Annotated in this window: 20 protein-coding genes and 1 pseudogene; 7 read left to right on the top strand and 14 right to left on the bottom strand. The window is 65.5% G+C overall.

Annotated elements, in window-relative coordinates; genetic code table 11:
* Window positions 1-64 precede the first annotated feature (64 nt).
* The 8 genes from V1280_RS35900 to V1280_RS35865 form a co-directional block, all read right to left on the bottom strand.
* Window positions 65-691, bottom strand: a complete 627-nt coding sequence (locus V1280_RS35900) for a hypothetical protein (RefSeq protein WP_334535374.1) — start codon at window positions 689-691, stop codon at window positions 65-67.
* 56 nt (window positions 692-747) lie between these two features.
* Window positions 748-1581 carry a shikimate dehydrogenase gene (locus tag V1280_RS35895; protein WP_334535373.1) on the bottom strand — a complete coding sequence of 278 codons (834 nt, stop codon included), beginning with the start codon at window positions 1579-1581 and terminating at the stop codon, window positions 748-750.
* Window positions 1582-1641: 60 nt separating this feature from the next.
* A complete protein-coding gene (locus V1280_RS35890; RefSeq protein WP_334535372.1) occupies window positions 1642-2286 on the bottom strand; it encodes a YoaK family protein in 645 nt (214 codons plus the stop codon).
* A 70-nt stretch (window positions 2287-2356) separates the two neighbouring features.
* Window positions 2357-4114 (bottom strand): SulP family inorganic anion transporter, encoded by a 1758-nt coding sequence (locus V1280_RS35885; RefSeq protein ID WP_334535371.1) that lies wholly within the window; start codon window positions 4112-4114, stop codon window positions 2357-2359.
* A gap of 87 nt (window positions 4115-4201) precedes the next feature.
* Complete coding sequence (locus tag V1280_RS35880; protein WP_200296043.1) at window positions 4202-4474, bottom strand: helix-turn-helix domain-containing protein; 273 nt, start codon at window positions 4472-4474, stop codon at window positions 4202-4204.
* Window positions 4475-4773: 299 nt separating this feature from the next.
* Window positions 4774-6822 (bottom strand): elongation factor G, encoded by a 2049-nt coding sequence (locus V1280_RS35875; protein ID WP_334535370.1) that lies wholly within the window; start codon window positions 6820-6822, stop codon window positions 4774-4776.
* A 294-nt stretch (window positions 6823-7116) separates the two neighbouring features.
* Window positions 7117-7596 carry a DUF992 domain-containing protein gene (locus V1280_RS35870; protein ID WP_334535369.1) on the bottom strand — a complete coding sequence of 160 codons (480 nt, stop codon included), beginning with the start codon at window positions 7594-7596 and terminating at the stop codon, window positions 7117-7119.
* A 302-nt stretch (window positions 7597-7898) separates the two neighbouring features.
* A complete protein-coding gene (locus tag V1280_RS35865) occupies window positions 7899-9101 on the bottom strand; it encodes a pyridoxal phosphate-dependent aminotransferase (RefSeq protein ID WP_334535368.1) in 1203 nt (400 codons plus the stop codon).
* Between the two features lie 540 nt (window positions 9102-9641).
* On the opposite strand from V1280_RS35865, the gene V1280_RS35860 reads away from it, so the two are divergent.
* From V1280_RS35860 to V1280_RS35835, 6 genes are all read left to right on the top strand, one after another.
* Window positions 9642-10292 (top strand): glutathione S-transferase family protein, encoded by a 651-nt coding sequence (locus tag V1280_RS35860; RefSeq protein ID WP_334535367.1) that lies wholly within the window; start codon window positions 9642-9644, stop codon window positions 10290-10292.
* Between the two features lie 155 nt (window positions 10293-10447).
* On the top strand, window positions 10448-10624 hold the full coding sequence (locus V1280_RS35855; protein ID WP_271613688.1) for a hypothetical protein: 177 nt from the start codon (window positions 10448-10450) through the stop codon (window positions 10622-10624).
* Window positions 10625-10697: 73 nt separating this feature from the next.
* Window positions 10698-10871, top strand: a complete 174-nt coding sequence (locus tag V1280_RS35850; RefSeq protein ID WP_334535366.1) for a hypothetical protein — start codon at window positions 10698-10700, stop codon at window positions 10869-10871.
* Window positions 10872-11000: 129 nt separating this feature from the next.
* Window positions 11001-11813 carry a PAS-domain containing protein gene (locus V1280_RS35845; RefSeq protein ID WP_334535365.1) on the top strand — a complete coding sequence of 271 codons (813 nt, stop codon included), beginning with the start codon at window positions 11001-11003 and terminating at the stop codon, window positions 11811-11813.
* Window positions 11814-11887: 74 nt separating this feature from the next.
* Window positions 11888-12343 carry a GNAT family N-acetyltransferase gene (locus V1280_RS35840; protein ID WP_334535364.1) on the top strand — a complete coding sequence of 152 codons (456 nt, stop codon included), beginning with the start codon at window positions 11888-11890 and terminating at the stop codon, window positions 12341-12343.
* A 259-nt stretch (window positions 12344-12602) separates the two neighbouring features.
* Entirely contained in the window at window positions 12603-13544 is a 942-nt protein-coding gene (locus V1280_RS35835) for an aldo/keto reductase (RefSeq protein ID WP_334535363.1), read from the top strand.
* 16 nt (window positions 13545-13560) lie between these two features.
* Here the strand turns inward: V1280_RS35835 and V1280_RS35830 are convergent, their stop codons facing one another.
* The 3 genes from V1280_RS35830 to V1280_RS35820 all read right to left on the bottom strand — a co-directional run bounded on the left by V1280_RS35830 (window position 13561) and on the right by V1280_RS35820 (window position 16838).
* The gene (locus V1280_RS35830; RefSeq protein ID WP_148775608.1) at window positions 13561-13884 is read right to left on the bottom strand and encodes an antibiotic biosynthesis monooxygenase family protein; all 324 of its coding nucleotides are present in this window, start codon (window positions 13882-13884) and stop codon (window positions 13561-13563) included.
* Between the two features lie 150 nt (window positions 13885-14034).
* Window positions 14035-15252 (bottom strand): DUF1501 domain-containing protein, encoded by a 1218-nt coding sequence (locus V1280_RS35825; protein WP_334538494.1) that lies wholly within the window; start codon window positions 15250-15252, stop codon window positions 14035-14037.
* 2 nt (window positions 15253-15254) lie between these two features.
* Entirely contained in the window at window positions 15255-16838 is a 1584-nt protein-coding gene (locus V1280_RS35820) for a DUF1800 domain-containing protein (protein ID WP_334535362.1), read from the bottom strand.
* A gap of 114 nt (window positions 16839-16952) precedes the next feature.
* Between V1280_RS35820 and V1280_RS35815 the strand changes: the two genes are divergently transcribed.
* Entirely contained in the window at window positions 16953-17174 is a 222-nt protein-coding gene (locus tag V1280_RS35815) for a cysteine-rich CWC family protein (RefSeq protein ID WP_334535361.1), read from the top strand.
* A gap of 63 nt (window positions 17175-17237) precedes the next feature.
* Here V1280_RS35815 and V1280_RS35810 read toward each other — a convergent pair whose 3' ends face one another.
* The 3 genes and pseudogenes from V1280_RS35810 to V1280_RS35800 form a co-directional block, all read right to left on the bottom strand.
* A complete protein-coding gene (locus V1280_RS35810) occupies window positions 17238-17936 on the bottom strand; it encodes a glutathione S-transferase family protein (RefSeq protein ID WP_334535360.1) in 699 nt (232 codons plus the stop codon).
* A gap of 111 nt (window positions 17937-18047) precedes the next feature.
* Window positions 18048-18278 (bottom strand): hypothetical protein, encoded by a 231-nt coding sequence (locus tag V1280_RS35805; RefSeq protein WP_334535359.1) that lies wholly within the window; start codon window positions 18276-18278, stop codon window positions 18048-18050.
* Window positions 18275-19054 (bottom strand): annotated as a pseudogene (locus V1280_RS35800) (TSUP family transporter). The gene V1280_RS35805 and the pseudogene V1280_RS35800 overlap by 4 nt, the downstream one beginning before the upstream one ends.
* Window positions 19055-19144 lie beyond the last annotated feature (90 nt).

Here is a 19144-nt window from a genome sequence, read left to right as displayed (position 1 = left end):
CGGGCAGGTTGCGGCGATCACACGGCAAACACCGCGTGACTGCCGCTATTCCCTGAATCCCTGATCACATCGGCGGGGTCAGGCCATCGCGGCCGACACTGACGCGATCGGTCTCGAACGAGCCGTCCGGCAATGGCTTCATGAAGGCGATGATTTTCGCACCCGCTTTCAGATCGGATTTGTCGCCAGGCACATAGGTCACCACCGGCGTCATATCCGAGACGAAAACCTTCTTTTCGCCATCCTTGTATTTCACGAGCAAAGTATGGCCGTCGTTGCCGACCACGCTTTCCGAGACCGTGGCGTTGGTCATGCTGGAGTTTGGCTTCAGATCATAGGGCCGCGAGCCTTCACCGGTGCCGCGCATGCTCTCAGGAAACACGTGCACCTCGACGGCATTGTTGCCACCATCCGGTCCCGGCACGGTGGTGGCGCCGACGAAGGAGCCGACCTTGATGTCCGCGAGCGAAATTTTGGTGATACCAGCCACGCGCAGGTCGGATGCGATGTGGAGCTTGACGTCCTCACCGCTGCGCGACTTGACCAGCAGGGTGTCGCCCTCGACGCTCTCGATCGTGCCACGCACGCGGGTCGGCACCGGCGCCTTTTGCGCGACGGCAGCAAAGGTGGAAGCAGCCACCATCGCAACAGCGATGAGCGGACGCGTGAAATTGGCACGTTGGATCGTCATGATTGTCTCCGATTGTCCCCACGGATAGTGAACGCCACAGACGGCGCACTATTCTCTCAAGTCTTTGTGAGATCGGCCTCGACCAGCGCGCGCAGTTCCGCGGTCACCTCAGGCCTCCGGCCGAACCACAGCTCGAAGCCGCGCACGGCCTGGTGGAGGAGCATGCCGAGCCCGTCGGCGGTCTTCAGCCCGCGGGCCCTTGCGGCCGCAAGCAGCGGCGTCACCAGCGGGACATAGACGAGGTCGGCGACCACGGCCCCTTGCGGCAGCCGCGTCACATCGACCTCGAGCGCAGGCTGGCCATGCATGCCGAGCGAGGTGGTGTTCACGAGAAGTTTTGCCCGCGGCAGGACGTCGTTGATCCCCTCCCAGGCCAACGGATGCACGTTCGGCCCGAATTCCGCGGCCAGCGCCTCGGCCCGCGCCAGGGTGCGGTTGGCGAGATGGACCCGGCCCAAGCCGCGCTCGAGCAGGCCGAACACGATCGCGCGCGAGGAACCGCCGGCCCCCAGCACCAGTGCTTCGTCCGCCTTGTCCCAATCGGGCGCGCTGGCATCGAGATTGCCGAGAAATCCCTCGACATCGGTATTGGTCGAGCGCAGCTCACCGTCGGCAAACCACAGCGTGTTGGCGGCGCCCACGGCCCTGGCACGCGCATCGGGGGTCGACAGCGCCAGCACGCCGACCTTGTGCGGAATGGTGACATTGGCGCCGACAAAACCGCGCAGCGACAGCCGCAGCACGAAATCGCGCAAATCCTCGGGCGGAACGGCCTCGATGACATAGCCGCCCGCGATGCCGAGCGTGCGCAGCCAATAATGATGGATCAGCGGCGAGCGCGAATGCGCGGCCGGCCATCCGATCAAGCAGGCTGCGGGAGCCTTGGTCACGATCTCGTCCCCAAAAATGAGAGTGTGGGAGGCGATCCATTTCGCGTCCGGCAGGCGCTGTCAAGCGCGCGGGCGCCGCATCACGGCAGTGATGATCGCGGCCATCGCCAGCGCCGCGCCGGCGGCAAACCAGATTGCCGCGAGATTGATCCATGCATAGGCGAGCGCGCCGGCCGCGGAGCCCGCAACCAGCGCCGCCCACATCAGCAGGTTCGGCGCCCAGCTCCAGCGCGGACCGCCGGTCAGGCTGACCGCGAGGAGCTGGCCGGCCTTGACCAGCGCGCCCGTGACATAGGTGAGGCCGAGGCCGGCCCCGCCGTCGATCTGGAACACGGCATTCTCCAGACCCATCGCGAGCACAATGCATGCGATCGCGAGGTTGGACAGGCCGTAGGCGTGGCAGAGCGCGGCCGCTGCAAGCAGCACGGCTTCGATCAGGAGCAGCCCGGGCTGCCGCTCGGCGCCGCCGCCAAGCACCACGAGGCTGCCGGCTGCTGCGCCCGCGACGAACAGCGCGATCAGGCCGAGCGCGCCGGCGGCCTGCCACCACTGCGCCTCCGCAAGGCTGACGCCGAGGCGCGTGGAGTTGCCGCTCATGAACGAGACGAACAGGCCGCCGAGATGCAGGAAGCCGATGCCGTCGACATAACCCGCAAGCCCGCTGAGCGCGCAAGCCAGCACAATGTTGCGACGCGAGTCCAGCATCCCCCATGCACCATCGCCGTGACGTCGCGACAGTGTCGAACAAATCGGCCGGCTTGAGAAGGGTGCGTGGCTAGCCGACGGGTTCGTCGACCGCGGACGCATTCACGCCGGGGGCTGCCTTGATGTCGGCGACCGCGCGCTCGATCGTCTCGCGATAGCGCGCCAGCGGCGGAGTTACGCCGTGGGTCAGCAGCGCGCGGCGGACGGCGGGCGACGCCCCGGTGATGAACAGCCTGATGCCCTGGCGGTGAGATTTGGCGGCGACGCGGCCGAGCACGTTCGCCGCCGTGGAATCCAGGAATGGCACCGCCGCGAAATCGACCACCAGCGCCTTGCGCTTGTCGGCGATGCCGTCGAGCACGCCTCCGATTGCGGACGCCGCACCGAAGAAGAACGCGCCGGTGATGCGATAGACCAGCACGTCGCGATCCACCGCGAGCCCGGAATCGTAGCGCACGCGCTCGCCATTGCCGTCATCGGGGCGATCGTCCGCCACCAGGGGCGAGCGCTCCTCGATGCCGGTCATCTCCGCCATGCGATGGATGAACAGCACCGCGCCGAGCGCGAAGCCGACCAATATGCCTTCGGTCAGATCGCGGAAGATGGTGAGCAGGAAGGTTGCGAGCAGCACGACGGCGTCGCCCCATGAGGAGCGCAGCAGCGTCGCGAATTCCTGCTTCTCCGCCATGGTCCAGGCCACGACGACGAGCACGGCGGCAAGCGCGGCGAGCGGGATGTAGCTCGCCAGCGGCGCCGCGATCACCATGAACAGCAGCAGAAAGACGGAGTGCAGCATGCCCGCCAGCGGCCCGCGCGCACCGGCGCGGATATTGGTCGCGGTGCGCGCGATCAGGCCGGTGACGCAGATGCCGCCGAACAGCGCCGCGCCGATATTGGCGGCACCTTGCGCCACCAGCTCGCAATTGGAGCGGTGACGGCGCCCGGTCATGCCGTCGGCGACCACCGCCGACAGCAGCGATTCGATCGCGGCCAGCAGCGCGAACGAGATCGCATCCGGCAGCACCGCTTTCGCCTTCGCAAGCGAGAACGCCGGCAGCACCGGCGACGGCAATTCGCGCGGGATGCCGCCGAAACGACTGCCGATGGTTTCAATCGGCAGCGACAGCACGGCTGTCGCGATGGCCGCGAGCACGACTGCGATCAGGATGCCGGGCCAGGACGGCCGCAAGCGCCGCAAGGCTGCAATGATGGCAATGCTGACGACGGCGACCACAATTGCGGAGGGATTGATGGTGTTCAGGCCACCCGCGAGCGCGACGAGTTTCGGCACGAACTCGCTCGGCTCTTTCCCCGCCAGCGTGATGCCCGAGAGATCGCGCAGCTGGCTTGCGAAGATGATCACGGCGATGCCGGCGGTGAAGCCGACCGTGACGGGATAGGGAATGAACTTGATGTAGGTGCCGATCCGCAGCAGGCCAGCGGCGATCAGGACCACGCCCGCCATCATCGTGGCGAGGATGACGCCGTCAACGCCGTGCCGCTCCGCCGTCACCGCGACCAGCACGATGAAGGCGCCCGCGGGGCCGCCGATCTGGAAGCGGCTGCCGCCGAGCAGCGACACGATGAAGCCGCCGACAACCGCAGTGTAGAGCCCGCGGTCCGGTGTCACGCCCGAGGCGATGGCGATCGCCATCGACAGCGGCAGCGCGACGATTGCAACGGTCAATCCCGCAAACACGTCGGCGCGGAAATCCGACAAGCCATAACCTTCGCGCCAGACGGTCACGAGCTTTGGCAGATAGAGTTCGGTAAAGGTCGGCTGACGAAGCTGGTGCAGCTTGCCTGCGTGTTCGCCCGTGATGCTCATGCCCACAATGCTCCGATGCATCGTGCGGCCGCGTACTGGGGCGCGACGGTGCGTTAGTTCATGCTCTCGAGCACGATCATCCGCAGATCATGCTCCCACCTTGCGCGGCGGCCCCGGCTCTCTCAGCCGAACGCCCCGCCCGCCGCTGTCGCTGCGGGCCTGTTCGCCGATCAGCTCGACGCCGGCCCGGTCGAACGCCTCGACCACCTTGATCAAGGTCTCGACCACGCCGCGCACGTTGCCGGTAGAGGCCTCCATCCGCTGGATGGTCGGCAGCGACACGCCGGCAAGCTCGGCCAGGGTTTTCTGGTCGATGCCAAGCAGCGCGCGGGCTGCCCGCATCTGGAATGACGTGATCACCTAGGCCTCACGTGTCAGCGGTTATAAGTGATGTATGGAGCCTTACACAATGATGTAAAATACATCATCTGAGGTCTGAGGCAAGGGAAGTTCGTCTTGCGAGCCCATTTGTCTCCACCGTCATTGCGAGGAGCGAAGCGACGAAGCAATCCAGAATCCTTCCGCGGAAAGACTCTGGATTGCTTCGCTTCGCTCGCAATGACGCTTGGAGAGGGCATCGCCTCGCATCACCCTCTCCCCGTCAGAACGGGGAGAGGGTGTGAGAGAGTGGCGCGTCCCTCACTGTGCGAGAGACAGACTCACGCCGCGTGCTGATGCGCGGCGATGATCTGGTCGGCGGCGCGGCCCGTGACTTCGGCCATGTGGTCGAACTGACGGGTGAAGCTGCCGGCGCCTGCCGTGGCCGAGCGCAGCTCGACGATGAGCTCGCCGATCTCGGCTTCCGGCATCATGGCGCGGACGCAGTCCCAGCCGCTCCAGCCGTCGCGGGTGTCGAAGCCGAGGATCTGGCCGCGCCGCGCCGACAGGATCGCGTTGATCTTGGCGGTGGCATCGGTCGGACAGACGATCTCGACCACGTGGATCGGCTCCAGCAGCACCGACTGGCATTGCGGCAGGCCTTCGTTGAGCCCGACCCGCGCCGCCGTGCGGAAGGCGAGGTCGGAGGAGTCGACGCTGTGATAGGAGCCGTCGGTCAACGTCACCTGCAGATCGGTGACGGGGAAACCGAGCGGGCCGCGTGTCAGCCCGTCGACAACGCCCTCTTCCACCGCGCCGATATAGTTGCGCGGTACCGCGCCGCCGACCACCTTCTCGGTGAACTTGAAGCCCTCGCCGCGCGGCAGCGGCTTGATGTCGAGCACGACATCGCCGAATTGGCCGTGACCGCCGGATTGCTTCTTGTGGCGGCCGCGCTGGACGATCGGCTTGCGGATGGTCTCCCGGTAGCCGATCGCAGGTGGATGCGAGGAGATCTTGACGCCGAAGCGATCGCGCAACCGCTCGCTGGCGACACGCAGATGCATCTCGCCTTGGCCCCACAGCACGGTGTCGTGGGTCTGGGGGTTCTGCACGACGACGAGTGACGGATCCTCCTCGTGCAGCCGCATCAACGCCTGGCCGAGCTTGACGTCGTCCTTGCGGTCGGTGGCAGCAACCGAAATTGCGAGCACCGGCGGCGTCGGTTCTGCGGCCGCCAATCCAGCGGGCGGCGCCTTGCCGCTCGACACCGTATCGCCGGTCTTGATCGGATCGAGCTTGGCGAGCGCCACGGTGTCACCGGCTTCGGCCGACGCACGCTTGCTCTCGTAAGCGCCGTTGACGGCGAGGATGCCGGAAATACGGCTGGCACCGCCGGAGGCGGATTGCAGCGTGGCACCGTCGTCGAGATGGCCGGCGAGCAGCCGCGTCAGCGACAGTTTTCCGCCGTGCTGCGAGTGCAGCGTCTTGAAGACGAAGCCGAGCGCGTCCTTACTCTCGGGTGCGCCGAGACGTTTTGCGGTCTCCGCAATGCCGGGCGCCTCGTGGCGCAACGCCTTCATCAGACGCAGCACGCCGTTTTCGCGCGCGGCAGCACCGAGCAGTACGGGGCAGATCAGTCCCTCGCGCAGTTCGCGGGCAAGATCGTCGAACACGGCATCGCGCGGTGGCTGAATGTCCTCCAGCAACTGCTCCATCAGTGCGTCATCGTGATCGGCGAGCTTCTCCAGCATCGAGAAGCGGGCCTCCTTCTCGCGATCGAGATCGCCGCCTTCGAGCTCGATCACTTCGGAGGCCTTGTGCTCGCGATAGACGAACGCTCGTTCCAGTGCGAGATCCACAAAGCCCTCGATCAGCTCGCCCTTCCAGATCGGGATCTGGCGCAGCACCAGCGGCACGCGCGAGGCCGGTTGCAGGGTCGCGAGCGTCTCGCGGATGCGCTTGTTGGCGCGGTCGATCTTGTTGAGGAACAGGAAACGCGGGATCTTCAGCTCCTCCAGCTCGCGCAGGATGATCTGAAGCTGCGGCAGCTTCTTCTCGTCGGCCTCGCAGACCACGATCGCGGCGTCGACGGCAGGAAGCGCGGCGCGCATATCGTGGGCGAACTCGACGGAACCTGGACAATCCAGGAAGGTGTAGCTGTCGCCCATAAAACTCGTGGTGGCGGCAGTCAGGCCAACACTCATCTTGTGATGACGGGCCTCAGGCGTGGCGTCGCCGACGGAAGTTCCGGCATCGACGCTGCCGGCGCGCGGGATTGCGCCCGTTCGCGCCAGGATCGCTTCGAGAAGTGTGGTTTTACCGCTTTGGAATGGGCCCACCAGCGCAATGCACCGTGGACCTCGGGGACTTCTGACGTCTTGTCCCATTCGCCGCCTCCTTGGTGTGGAGCTCGGCCCATGATTGGGTCGGCAAACGCAGATGCTCTGCCCGTCCCCGAGATTTGGCAAGCGTCAAACGTCGCTGCGGTGCGTCGTCGGTTAGACCAAGTCTAGCGGCCCGGTGTTCCACCTCTCCCCAGCGGGGAGAGGTCGGATTGCGCAGCAATCCGGGTGAGGGGCCGCAGCATTCGGTGGGACTGTAACCCCTCACCCGGATCGCATCTTCGATGCGATCCGACCTCTCCCTTCGGGAGAGGTGAGGGCGAGCACCACCGTCGGGAATTAACGGCCCGGACGAAGTTCCAGGCTTTCAAGACCGGCCGCAACGTTGAGGCCGACCTGGCCCTGCACGCTGAGCGGCTGGAGCGCGATCGAATTGTTGGAGCCGCCGACCAGCACGTTGCCGCCGAGACCGACGCCGACCGAGGCGCTGCCCTGCGCACCGCCATAATTGCCGGAGAGATCGCCGGGGCCGAGCCGGTTGACCGGCGCGAACACGCCCCAGGCGAGCGCCGTCTCCTGGGTGATGCCGAGGTCGATACCGACTTTGCGGATCGTCGCGACATAGCGGTCGTCGGGCACGCCATCGACGCGCAAGACGCAGCCGAGATTGGTCACCGATCCCACCACGAAGCCGACGCTGGCGCCGCCGCGGCATTCGAGCACGCCGACCTGCACCAACCGCGACTGCGCGCTGGCGCTTACGACGGAGGCAACGAGGCTAGCGGCAGTGAGTCCGGCAAGGAGGAGTGAGCGGCGCATGAAATATCTCCGGCTATGAATGTGATGCGAGCAGGAAGGGCGCGGCACGAAGCCGCGCGACGTTCTATGCCACAGGAGTTCTGCGCGTGCCAGATCACATGGGCCGTGAATTGACGCGCTGTCTTCCCTTCTCCCCTTGCGGGAGAAGGTGGCGCGAAGCGCCGGATGAGGGGTTCTCTCCGCAAATTCAAGTGAGAGTTAGACTCGGGGAGGGAAACCCCTCACCCGTCTCGCCGCTTCGCGGCGATCCACCCTCTCCCGCAAGGGGAGAGGGCGACATCGCATGCCGCAATAGCACGAACTTACCGCAGATTACCGCAGAAGCGCTGGATGCGCTTGCAGGCGTCTTCGAGGTCCGAGGTCTTGGTCGCGTAGGAGATGCGGAACGCCGGGCCGAGGCCGAAGGCTGAACCCTGCACCACGGCGACGCCTTCGGTCTCCAGCAGCTCGGTGACGAACTGCTCGTCGTTACCGATCACATTGCCCGACGGAGCGGTCTTGCCGATCGTGCCGGCGCAGGACGGATAGACATAGAATGCACCTTCCGGGCGCGGGCACTCGATGCCCTTGGCCTGGTTGAGCATGGAGACGACGAGATCGCGGCGCTCCTTGAACACCTTGTTGTTGGCGGCGATGAAATCCTGCGGACCGTTCAGCGCTTCCACCGACGCCCACTGCGAGATCGAGGACGGGTTCGAGGTCGACTGCGACTGAATGGTCGACATCGCCTTGATCAGCTGCGCGGGACCACCGGCGTAACCGATGCGCCAGCCGGTCATGCAATAGGCTTTCGACACGCCGTTCACGGTGAGCGTGCGGTCGTAGAGGCTGGGCTCGACCTGCGCAACAGTGGTGAACTGGAAGTCGTCATAGACGAGGTGCTCGTACATGTCGTCGGTCATCACCCACACATGCGGATGCTTGACCAGCACGTCGGTGAGCGCCTTCAACTCGGCGCGCGTATAGGCCGCGCCGGTCGGGTTCGACGGCGAGCACAGGATCACCCATTTGGTCTTCGGCGTGATCGCGCGATCGAGCGCTTCGGCCTGGAGCTTGAAGCCAGCCGCGGCGGTGCAGACCACCGGCACCGGCTCGCCGCCGGCGAGCGCCACCATCTCGGGATAGCTGACCCAATAGGGCGCCGGGATGATCACCTCGTCGCCCGGATTGATGGTCGCCATCAACGCGTTGTAGAGCACCTGCTTGCCGCCGGTGCCGACGATGATCTGGTTCGGCTTGTAGACGACGCCGTTCTCGCGCTGAAACTTCGCGATGATCGCGTCCTTCAGCTCGGGGATGCCGTCGACCGCGGTGTACTTGGTCTTGCCGGATTCGATGGCGTGGATCGCCGCCAGCTTGATGTTGGCGGGCGTGTCGAAGTCGGGCTCGCCGGCGCCGAGGCCGATGACGTTGCGGCCCGCCGCTTTCAGCGCGCGTGCTTTATCCGTGACCGCGATGGTCGCGGACGGCTTCACACGGTCGAGCGCAGCAGCAAGGAAGGCCATCGTCATCTCCTGACAAGCGTCGTGAACCCTTTGGCCTCACGACTCCAATTGTGGGAATGGCGACACCCTAAAACGTGTGCCGCTGCACCGCAAGAAACTTCGCCCGATCTCGGAAAAGTTTACGGGGTTTGGAGCGTTTCAAGGCTGATTTCCCGCAATTTTCCGTAACTTTGCCGGGCAAACCGCTCATATCCGGCAAGGCTTGTCCTCGGAGCAATTTTGCGCCGCTCGGGCGCCACAAGACTGACGGTGAACTGACGCGCAAGGCCTGCGACCGATCGTCAACCGGCGGTGATTTCGCGACCCGTCACCGCCTCGCACACGATCGCGCGAAGCGATGCGTCGTGCACGTTGACGCAAGCGTGATCTGATTTGCAGCGTTGCACGAACATGATCTTCCGCAGCGTTGCAGTGCGGTAGGGTTTTCGAGTTTTTCTATGGGGCAGCCCTTGCGGCGGATTCGCATCGGCATCATTGTTTAGCCGCGGTGCGGGGCAACAAGCGCCGAACCTTCCCGTCCCTCGGAATCGAACTCCCAGAATGTACAAGCTCTATTCGATGCAACGCTCGGGCAACAGCTACAAGGTCCGCCTTGCGCTGGCGCTGTTGAACGTGCCCTACGAACCCATCGAGGTGGACATTCTGCGCGGCGAGAGCAAGACGCCGGACTTCCTGGCGAAGAACCCGTCCGGACAGGTGCCGCTGCTCGAGGTCGGCGACGATCGGTATCTCGCCGAGTCCAACGCCATCCTGTGGTACGTCGCCGTCGGCACGCCGCTGGCGCCGGAGAACCGGATCGATCGCGCCGAGGCGCTGCAATGGATGTTCTTCGAGCAGCACGCGCTCGAGCCCAATATCGGTGCCGCCTATTTCTGGCTGTCGCTGGTCAAGGGCGGTCGCGACCTGCAGACCCACGCGCTGGAGGACTGGATGGAGCGCGGCTATGGCGCGCTCCAGGTGATGGAAAACCACCTCCAGACCAACGCCTATTTCGCCGCCCGCCAGCTCACGGTCGCCGACATCGCGCTGTACGGCTACACCCACCTCGCCGACCGCTGCGATTTCGACCTGGCGCCCTTCCCGGCAATCCGGGACTGGCTGAAGCGGGTCGGGGCGGCGCCCGGTTTCGTGGCGATGGACTGGCGCCCCGCCGACATCGACGACACCGCCAGCATCGCGGCGGGGGCCTGAAAACCGGTGCGGCGTTAAGGAATAGCGGGCATTGCGTTAACCTTTGCCCTATTCCCGCCGTTTTCGGTGTAATTGCCGCCCCATTGTTGCCCGCAGAAATTGTGAAGTTGTTCGGCGTCGTGGGTGATTCGCTCGCACGTTGAAGGATTTAGACCATGATTCGGGCGTCCGGCACGGTCGGCTTTCAGGGCCAAACCGATACCGTCTCGTCTTCCCGGCTGACCAACGCGGTCGCGGCCTCGCTCGCCGTCGCCGCCCTCTCCCTGTGCCTGATCGTCACCCTCACGGTGCTGTCGACCAAGGCGACCATGGCGATGGGCTTGCCGGTCTGATCCCCGTTTCATCCTGGATGGCCTTCAAGGTGCCGCGCGGCCCCGCGCCGACCAGCATCGCGACGGGTCAGTGATGAAATCACCTGTGGTCATCGTTGCAATCACCCTGACTGCGGCCATCCTGGTCGCGGCGTCGCTTTTGATTTTCGTCGGCACCCGCAAGGGCCCGGGGACCAAGGGCCCGGGGACGTCGACGTGGATTGCGCCCGCGCTGCAGCAGCGCATCGGGCATGCCCAATTGGTCTAAAATCATCAGAAAGCTTTGAGCGCTCACGCAAGCGTCCCTTAAGCGCACCGCACGAAATCGGATTGCGCTTGCGCAACCATCGGTCAGTCTGACGGCCTTATCTCGTTCAGGGAGGAATGAGCGAGGCCCATGCGGTTCGGATGGCGTGCCATTTCCGGTCCCGTGCTGACGGCAGCGATCGCACTGCTGGCGATCCTGCTCGACCGTCATGCTCCCGCTCTGTCGCTTGCACCGCTGTTCGTCGGCATCGTGGCGTTGGCCGGCTCGCTCTCGGGCTTTACGTCTGCGCTCGGCAGCGCGGCCATCGCCGTGATCGGCGCGACGTTGCTCGCGCTCAGCCACCGAACCGCGCCCGGCTTTGACGTGACCGATCTCGCGCCGCTCGGCCTGCTCGCGCTCACGACCGCCGGCACCGCGGGCATAACAGGGCTGATGCGCGAGCGCCTGCTCGATGCCTTTGCCACTGAGCGGCACAACCACGCCGCTGCGGCACGGCTGTCGGCGGCGCTCGACCAGGTCGATATCGGCATCGTCCTGCTCGATGCCGAAACCCGCGCCCAATTCATCAACCGCGCCTTCCGCGATTATTTCGCGCTGCCGGACGAGAAGGCCGACGACAAGCCGCCCTTCATCGCGCTGATGTATCACGGCCGCGACACCGGCGCATTCGAGCTGCCGGAGGAAGAACTCGGCGTCTTCATCGCGCAGCGCATGGAGATGGTGCGGATCGGCGACGCCACGCCGATCAATATCAATTTGCGCAATGGCGAGGTGCTGCGTTTCGTCTGCACCGCGCTTCCCGACGGCGGCCGCATGCTGAGCTACACGCCGGTGACCGACCTCGTGCGCCACACCGACGCGCCGGCGCGCGCCGACTATTATCGCGCACTGCGCGATCCGACGGGGCGCAATCTGATCCGGTATCTGCGCGTTGCGGAGTGATGCGCGACATCGCAATTGATCGATGCGCCCTTCATCACGTATGAAGGACACCTCATCGACCGTGGATTTCCCAGATGTCGCTCACCATTCGCTCCGTCACCCGGCAGGATTACGATCAATGGCTGCCGCTGTGGGACGGCTACAACGCCTTCTACGGCCGCTCCGGTCCCACCGCGCTCGCGCCCGAGATCACGCGCGTGACGTGGCAGCGCTTCTTCGATGCCTACGAGCCGGTGCATGGGCTGGTCGCCGAGAGCGACGGTCGCCTGCTCGGCATGACGAACTATCTGTTCCATCGCAGCACCACCGCGATCGAGCCGTCGTGCTATCTGCAGGATCTGTTCACGCTGGAACCTTCGCGCGGCAAGGGCGTCGCCTCAGCGCTCATCTATGGCGTCTATGAGCGCGCAAAACTCGCGGGATCGCCGCGGGTCTACTGGCAGACGCACGAGACCAACGTCACGGCGCAGAGCCTGTACGACAAGGTCGCGGAACGCTCCGGCTTCATCGTCTATCGCAAGATCTTCTGATCCGGCTGCAATGGCCCTGTGGATAACTCCGCCTGTCACCGGCTCGTAACACACCGGGATTAAGTTGCAGTTGCGTCTGATCAGGCCCCCCGTCACCGATCAAGCGCCCCAAGCGGTCCCCGTCAGTCGCCGCGTCTGACTGGGGCCGCATTTTTTTGTCCGCGGTTCCTTTCAGCATGGCAGCAACGCAGCCAGCCGCTTGCCGGTGCGGCGCACCGCGGTCACAATGGGCGCCTGCTCTTTTCTGACAGGATTCCCCATGGAAATTCGTAATCTCGGCGGCTCCGGCCTGCGCGTGTCCGCAGTCGGGCTCGGCTGCAACAATTTCGGCCAGCGCACCGATCTGGAGACGTCGCGCAAGGTGATTCACCGCGCGATCGATCTCGGTATCACGCTGTTCGATACCGCCGACATCTACGCCGGCCAGGGCGGCTCGGAGACGGTGCTCGGCACCGTGCTCGGCGACCGCCGCAAGGACATCGTGCTCGCCACCAAATATTCCAAGCCGATGGCGGCCGACGGCACCAAGCAGGGCGCCTCGCGCCGCTACATCATGAACGCGGTCGAGGCCAGCCTGACGCGGCTCAAGACCGACTACATCGATCTCTACCAGCAGCATGATTACGATCCGCTGACATCGCTGGAGGAGACGCTCCGCGCGCTCGACGATCTCGTCCGCCAGGGCAAGGTGCGCTACATCGGCCATTCCAATTTTCCGGCGTGGCGCATCGCGGAGGCCGAGTTCACCGCGCGCGCGATGAATGTCAGCCGCTTCGTCTCGGCGCAGGACGAGTACAGCCTCGTCGTCCGCGACATCGAAAAGGATTTGCTGCCCGCAGCCCAGGAATACAAGCTCGGCCTGCTGCCGTTCTTCCCGCTGGCGAGCGGCCTGCTGACCGGCAAATACCAGCGTGGCGCAGCCGCCCCCGCTGATACCCGCTTCGGCAAGGCGCCGGCGCTTCGCGACCGCTACGTCACGCCGCGCAACGAGGACATCGTCGAGAAGCTCCAGGCCTTTGCGAAGGCCCGCGGCCATTCGATGCTCGAGCTCGCCTTCTCCTGGCTGGCCGCGCGCCCGCAGGTCTCGAGCGTTATCGCCGGCGCCACCCGCGTCGAGCAGGTCGAGCAGAACGTCAAGGCGATCGCCTGGCAGCTCAGCGCGGACGATCTCGCCGAGATCAATGGGATCACGAAGGGCTGATCTTTGCGGCGCGGCGCTACTTGGCCCCGCGTCCGACGGTCTGCTTGACCTCAAAACCTTCGAACTGGGGGTGGCCGAGATAGAGCGGCTTGTTGTCGCCGGCGCGGGCATGCGCCGCGCGGAACGCCTCCGACTTGGTCCAGGCCTCGAACGCTGCGTGGTTCGCCCACACGGTATGCGAGGCGTAGAGCGTGTGGTCCTCGAGCTCGGGCCCTTTCAGCAGATGGAATTCGACGAAGCCCGGCACCTTGTCCAGATGCGTGTCGCGCGACGCCCAGACCTGCTCGAAGGCGGCTTCGGAGCCTTTGGTGACGCGGAAGCGGTTCATGGCGATGTACATGACTTGTCTCTCCTGATGCTCAGGCAATTATCTCGTCATTCCGGGACGCGCCGCAAGGCGCGGGCCCGGAATCCATTTAGCGGCAAAGTCTGCGGATGAATGGATTCCGGGCTCGCGCTACGCGCGCCCCGGAATGACGGCGGTTGTGGGTTAGGCCACCAGTCCCTTCATTGGCCGTGCTCCCGCGCTGTCCGGGAACACCGTCTCCGCCAGCACGCGATCCGACAGGCCGAACTGGCCCTGCAGCACGCCCTTGATCACGGAGCGGAGATCCGTGGTGGGCTTGAGGTCGCGGGCCTCAAAGAGGTTGGCGGGCTTGAGGCCGGGCCAGTCGGAGATGACACGACCGCCTTTCACCGCGCCGCCGGCGAGCAGCGCGATGGTGCCGGTGCCGTGATCGGTGCCGTCGGTGCCGTTGATGCGCGCGGTGCGGCCGAATTCGGTGGCGACGACCACGACGGTGTCGCGCCAGCGATCGCCGAGGCCGCTTTCGAATTCGGCGAGCGCGCCGTCGAGGCCGCCGAGCAGGAAGGCGAGACGCCCCACAGGGCCGCCTTCATTGGCATGCGTGTCCCAGCCGTCGAAGGCGAGTGCGGCGATGCGCGGACCATCATCGGCGGCCATCAGCTTTGCGGCGCCGCGCGCGACCTGCCGCATCTGCGCAACCTGATTGCCGGGCTTCGGCTTCATGTCGTCGCCGGATGCCGCTTTTTCCAATTGCAGACCTTGCGACAGCGCCGAGGCCAAAGCGGGATCGCGGTGACGGTAGAGATCGACCAGCCGCATCGCGGTGTCGTCGTCGGCTTGCGGCAGCGCGACCGGCGCCCAGCCGACCGTCGGCGCGTTGCCGCGCAGCACCAGCGGCGTGGTCGGGCCGACCGCAAGTCCGCTCGAGACGCGCTCGCCGCGCGGCAGCACTTCGAGCGCGCGGTTGAGCCAGCCGGACTGCACGCGGCCCGGGCCGGCATAGCCGCTCTCGAGCACATCCTGGCCATCGAAATGCGAGCGATCGCGATACGGCGTCGCCACCGCATGAATCACCGCGGCATGCTGCGCGCGATACATCCGCGCAAATTCCGGCATCGCCGGATGCAGGCCGAAGAAGCTGTCGAGCATCAGCGCGGGATGCGCGCCATCCGCCGTGAGCGCGATCGAGCCGTGCAGGCCGGCATAATCGGGATCACCGATCGGCGCGACGGTCGCGAGCCCGTCGAGCGCACCGCGCAGGATCACCACGACCAGCCGGGGATCGCGCCCATCGGCCGCGCGCGCGAATTTCGGCAAATAGGCCCAGGCCGCAAAGGAGACGCCGCCGAGCAAGAGTCCGCGACGCGAGGTGAGGAGCCGGTTTTCGACGCAGTCGATCATCATCATCTCCTCTGCATTTCCGGCGACATCAGGAGCAGCGCCAGCGCCTGCTGGCGCGATTCCGCGCGCTCGATGGTTTTGCGCGTCTCGGTTGACGCCGCATCGGCCGCAGCGAATTCCAGCAAGTCGAGCGGATCGATGTTGGGCCCGAGCCGCGCGCCCATCTGCGAGGCGATGTCGAGCCGGAGCTTCATGCCTTCGGGCGCGGCCCAGGCCGCGGACGTGTCGGGGAAACCGTTCGGTCCGGCCGGTGTCCACAAGGGCTGGCCGAGCAGGTTCAGATTGCCGAGATAACCACCGGGATCCTCCGGCACGCGCGCCAGCAGCCGGCCGCTCGCGACCAGGAAATCGTAAGGCGAGCGCATCTTGGTCAGCGGCGCCTGCCAGGCCTCATTGGAATCGACCAAAGCTGTGGCAAGCGCCTTCAGATCGCCGTCGGTCTTGATGAAGACATCGCGCAACCGCGCAACCAGCGCGGGCGGCGGATCGTCGGCAACGAAATGCCGGACGAATTTGATGGCGATGAAATTCGCGGTCGAGGGATGGCGCGCAATGTCGGCGAGCGCGGCCTCGCCCTGCGCCAGGCCGGTCGCTTCATAAGTCTTGCCGAGCAGCTGTTGCGGCCCGGGCTGGTGCGCATTGGCATTGAAGGCGAACGAGCCGGGCGCGCCGAGCTGGCCCTGCCGGCCGGCGAAGGTCCAGCCCGTGATGATCCGCGCGAGCGAGGTGACGTCCTCCTGCGTATAGCCGCCGCCGACGCCGAGCGTATGCAGCTCCATGATCTCGCGCGCGAGATTTTCGTTCAGCCCGCGCTTGCGGTTCTGGCCCGCGCGTGAATCCGGTCCCAGCGATTGCTGGTTGTCGAGAAAGAAAAGCATCGCCGGATGCTGCTCGACCGCCTTGAGCATATCGGCGAAGCGCCCGAGCACATGCGGGCGGATCGCCTCGCGCTCGAACGCGCCGGCCCACATTCGCGCCAGCTCGCCCTTGCTCGCGGAGATGCAGAAATGGTTGGACCAGAACACGACCAGACGCTCGGTGAAGCCGCAATCGACCATCATCGCGCGCTGCAACCGCGCCAAGGCCTCTGCGCGAAAGGTCTTCTGGATCACGTTGAGCGGCTGCGGCGCCTGCTTTGCAGCAGCCGGCGCGACGGCATTGGGCTGCATGCCGTCAGGCTTCATCGTCGTATCAGTGGGCTTGTTGTCGGCAGCAGGTTTGGCCTCGGCCATCTGGCCTGCGATCTCGGTCATCACCGTGTTGAGCGAGAGATTGCGCCGCAATTGATTATCGGGCTTCGGGTCGGCAGGCGTCTGCGGCGCCGGCGCTTCGGTTTGCGTACCAGCCTTGGCCGCCTCGCGCGCCTGCTTGACCTGGTCCTGATAGGCGAACGCGGCCTGGCCGAGCTGCGGCGTCGATTGCAGGCCCGGCGCCTCCAGCACCGTGCCATAGGGACGCGCCAGTTCCGCTTTCACAAAACCCCGGGGATCGGAGGCCGCATTGATGAGATCGCCGGAGGCCCCGCCGCGGGCGCCGAAGCCGAAGCGGTTCAGCGCGACGAGGGCGGCTTGCGAATCGCGGGCCATCGATTTGTCCTCCGCGCGGTGCCAACCGCTTCCCTGGTCTGTGCGCGACGCCTAATATACCGCAGCCGGAGATGAACCCGACATGAAAATGACGGCCAGGTTTTTTCGCAAATCATGACAAATCCGAAAGAAATCGAGCTCACGCAACCGGCCCCGCGCCGCCTCGCCTGTTCCCGATGCGGCACCGAATTCGGCTGCGACCTCTCGGGCAAGTGCTGGTGCGCGGAGGAGACGGCAAAGCTGCCGATGCCGATCAAGGGCGAGGATTGCCTGTGCCGGGAGTGTTTGCGGAAGGCGGCGGCGGCGGCGCGTAGCCCGGATGGAGCGCAAGCGTAATCCGGGAGTCGTTCCGCAGGCACCGGCCCCGGATTTCGCTGCGCTCCATCCGGGCTACGAAGCTTAGACTGGATGCCCCGGCGATGTCCGCGCCATGCCGTCAAACGCATCGAGCAGCTTTTCGCGCCAGGCGTAAACCGGATCATCCGCTTCCAGCAGCCTGAACGGGCTCACCGCGCGCGCCCACTGGAAGCCGCCGAACACGATGTAGTCGGCATAGTTCGGCGCGCTGCCGCCGATGAAGGGCTGCTTCTTCAGCGTCTGCCGCATCACTTCGAGCGATTTGCGGAATGCGACCACGCCGGTGTCGCGGCTGGACATGATCTCTTCGAGGCTCTTGCCGCCGAAACGCGCCTCGCGCGACTGGCGGAAATAGGCGGCATCAACCTCGGCCAGGTTCTTCGGAATGTCGGCGATGATCAGGGGAAAAATGCCGCCGACGATCGCGATGTCGCCCCACGCATTGAGCATGCGCGCCATGGCGCGGCCGCCCTCGCCGCCGAACAGCGACGGCCGATCCGGAAAATGGTCTTCGAGATAATTCGCGATCGCCCAGGAATCCACCACCGGCCTGTCGTGATGCAACAGCACCGGCACCTTTTCCGAGCCATGCGGCGCGATCGTGCTCTTCTCGGTGAATCGCCAGGGCAGCGATTCCGCCGTCAGCCCCTTATGCGCCAGCGCCATCCGCGTGCGCCAGCAATACGGGCTGAAGGGGCGCGAGGCATCGGTGCCGACGAGTTCGTAGAGTTTGAGCGACATGGTGGGTTCCGTCATTGCGAGCGCAGCGAAGCAATCCAGTCTGCCGCTGCGGAGACATTCTGGATTGCTTCGCTTGCGCTCGCAATGACGTTGTTGAGGCAGAAGAGCGTATCACCGCCCGTTGGTTCGCAGCAGCCTTTCGCCGTCTTCCGTCATCGCGATGATCAGCCCGATGCCAGGCAGCGTCTCGCGCGCGACAAAACCGCGGTCGGCGGCGTCCTCCCAGATGGTGAGGCGCGGGCACGAGGTTTTCCAGATCGAGATCACCTCGGCATAGGCGCGCGGCTCGCGCGCGATCCATTCGACGAAATCCAGCACCAGCGGGTCGGCCTTACAGCTCATTGCAAACCTCCCTTGTCGAAGGCAGCCGCGACCTCCGTACGAACCAGCAGCCAGCCGCCATAGGCGATGTAGTAGCAGGCGATGGTAGTGATCAGCTTGTTCGACCAGGCGATGAACTGCTGGTCGGTCATGGCTTCGAGCAGGCGCCGCGCCAGCGTGGTCCCAAGCATCGAGGCTGCGATCGCGACGCCCGCGAGCACGGGATCGAGCGTGGCGGCCTGGTCGATGATTCCGCCGAAATAGATCAGTTTTGTGAAATGGCTGACGAGCTGGCACATCGCCTTCGTCGCGACCTTCTCGCGCCGGCCGAAATCGCCGCCCAGGAAGAAAGTGTCGAGCAGCGGGCCGGAGACGCCGGTCATCAGCATCAGGCCCATGCAGATCGTGCCATAGACGGTGCCCTGCCAGAGGCGGTCCGGATCGGGCTTGATATTCGCCGGCAGCAGCCGTGCCATGAACGGCGTGGCGCCGAGCAGCAGCAGCGCCATCGGCTTGTCCGGCACGTAGCGGGTGAGCGACCAGGCCGCCAGCGCGATGGCAGCGCCGACCATGTAGTTCGCGACCGGCCGCCAGCGGATATGTGCGCGTCACAGCAGCGCGCGCCAGCCATTCGAGGCCATCTGCGTGATCGCATGCAGCACCATCGCGGTCGGCAGCGGCATCAAGGCCAGCAGCACGCCGATCAGGATCAGCCCGCCCGCCATGCCGAACAGCCCCGACAGGAACGCGGTGCCGACCATCAGCAATCCAAGGGCAGCGATCATGATTGATGTCACGAGGTCTCCGGTGGTGGATACGGCAAGGTAAGGGACGCAACGCTGTTTCACTCCCTCGCCCGTTCTTACGGGGAGAGGGTGGGGTGAGGG

Source organism: Bradyrhizobium sp. AZCC 2230, from assembly GCF_036924495.1.
Lineage (GTDB): Bacteria > Pseudomonadota > Alphaproteobacteria > Rhizobiales > Xanthobacteraceae > Bradyrhizobium > Bradyrhizobium rifense.
This window is presented reverse-complemented; position numbering and strand designations above follow the sequence as displayed.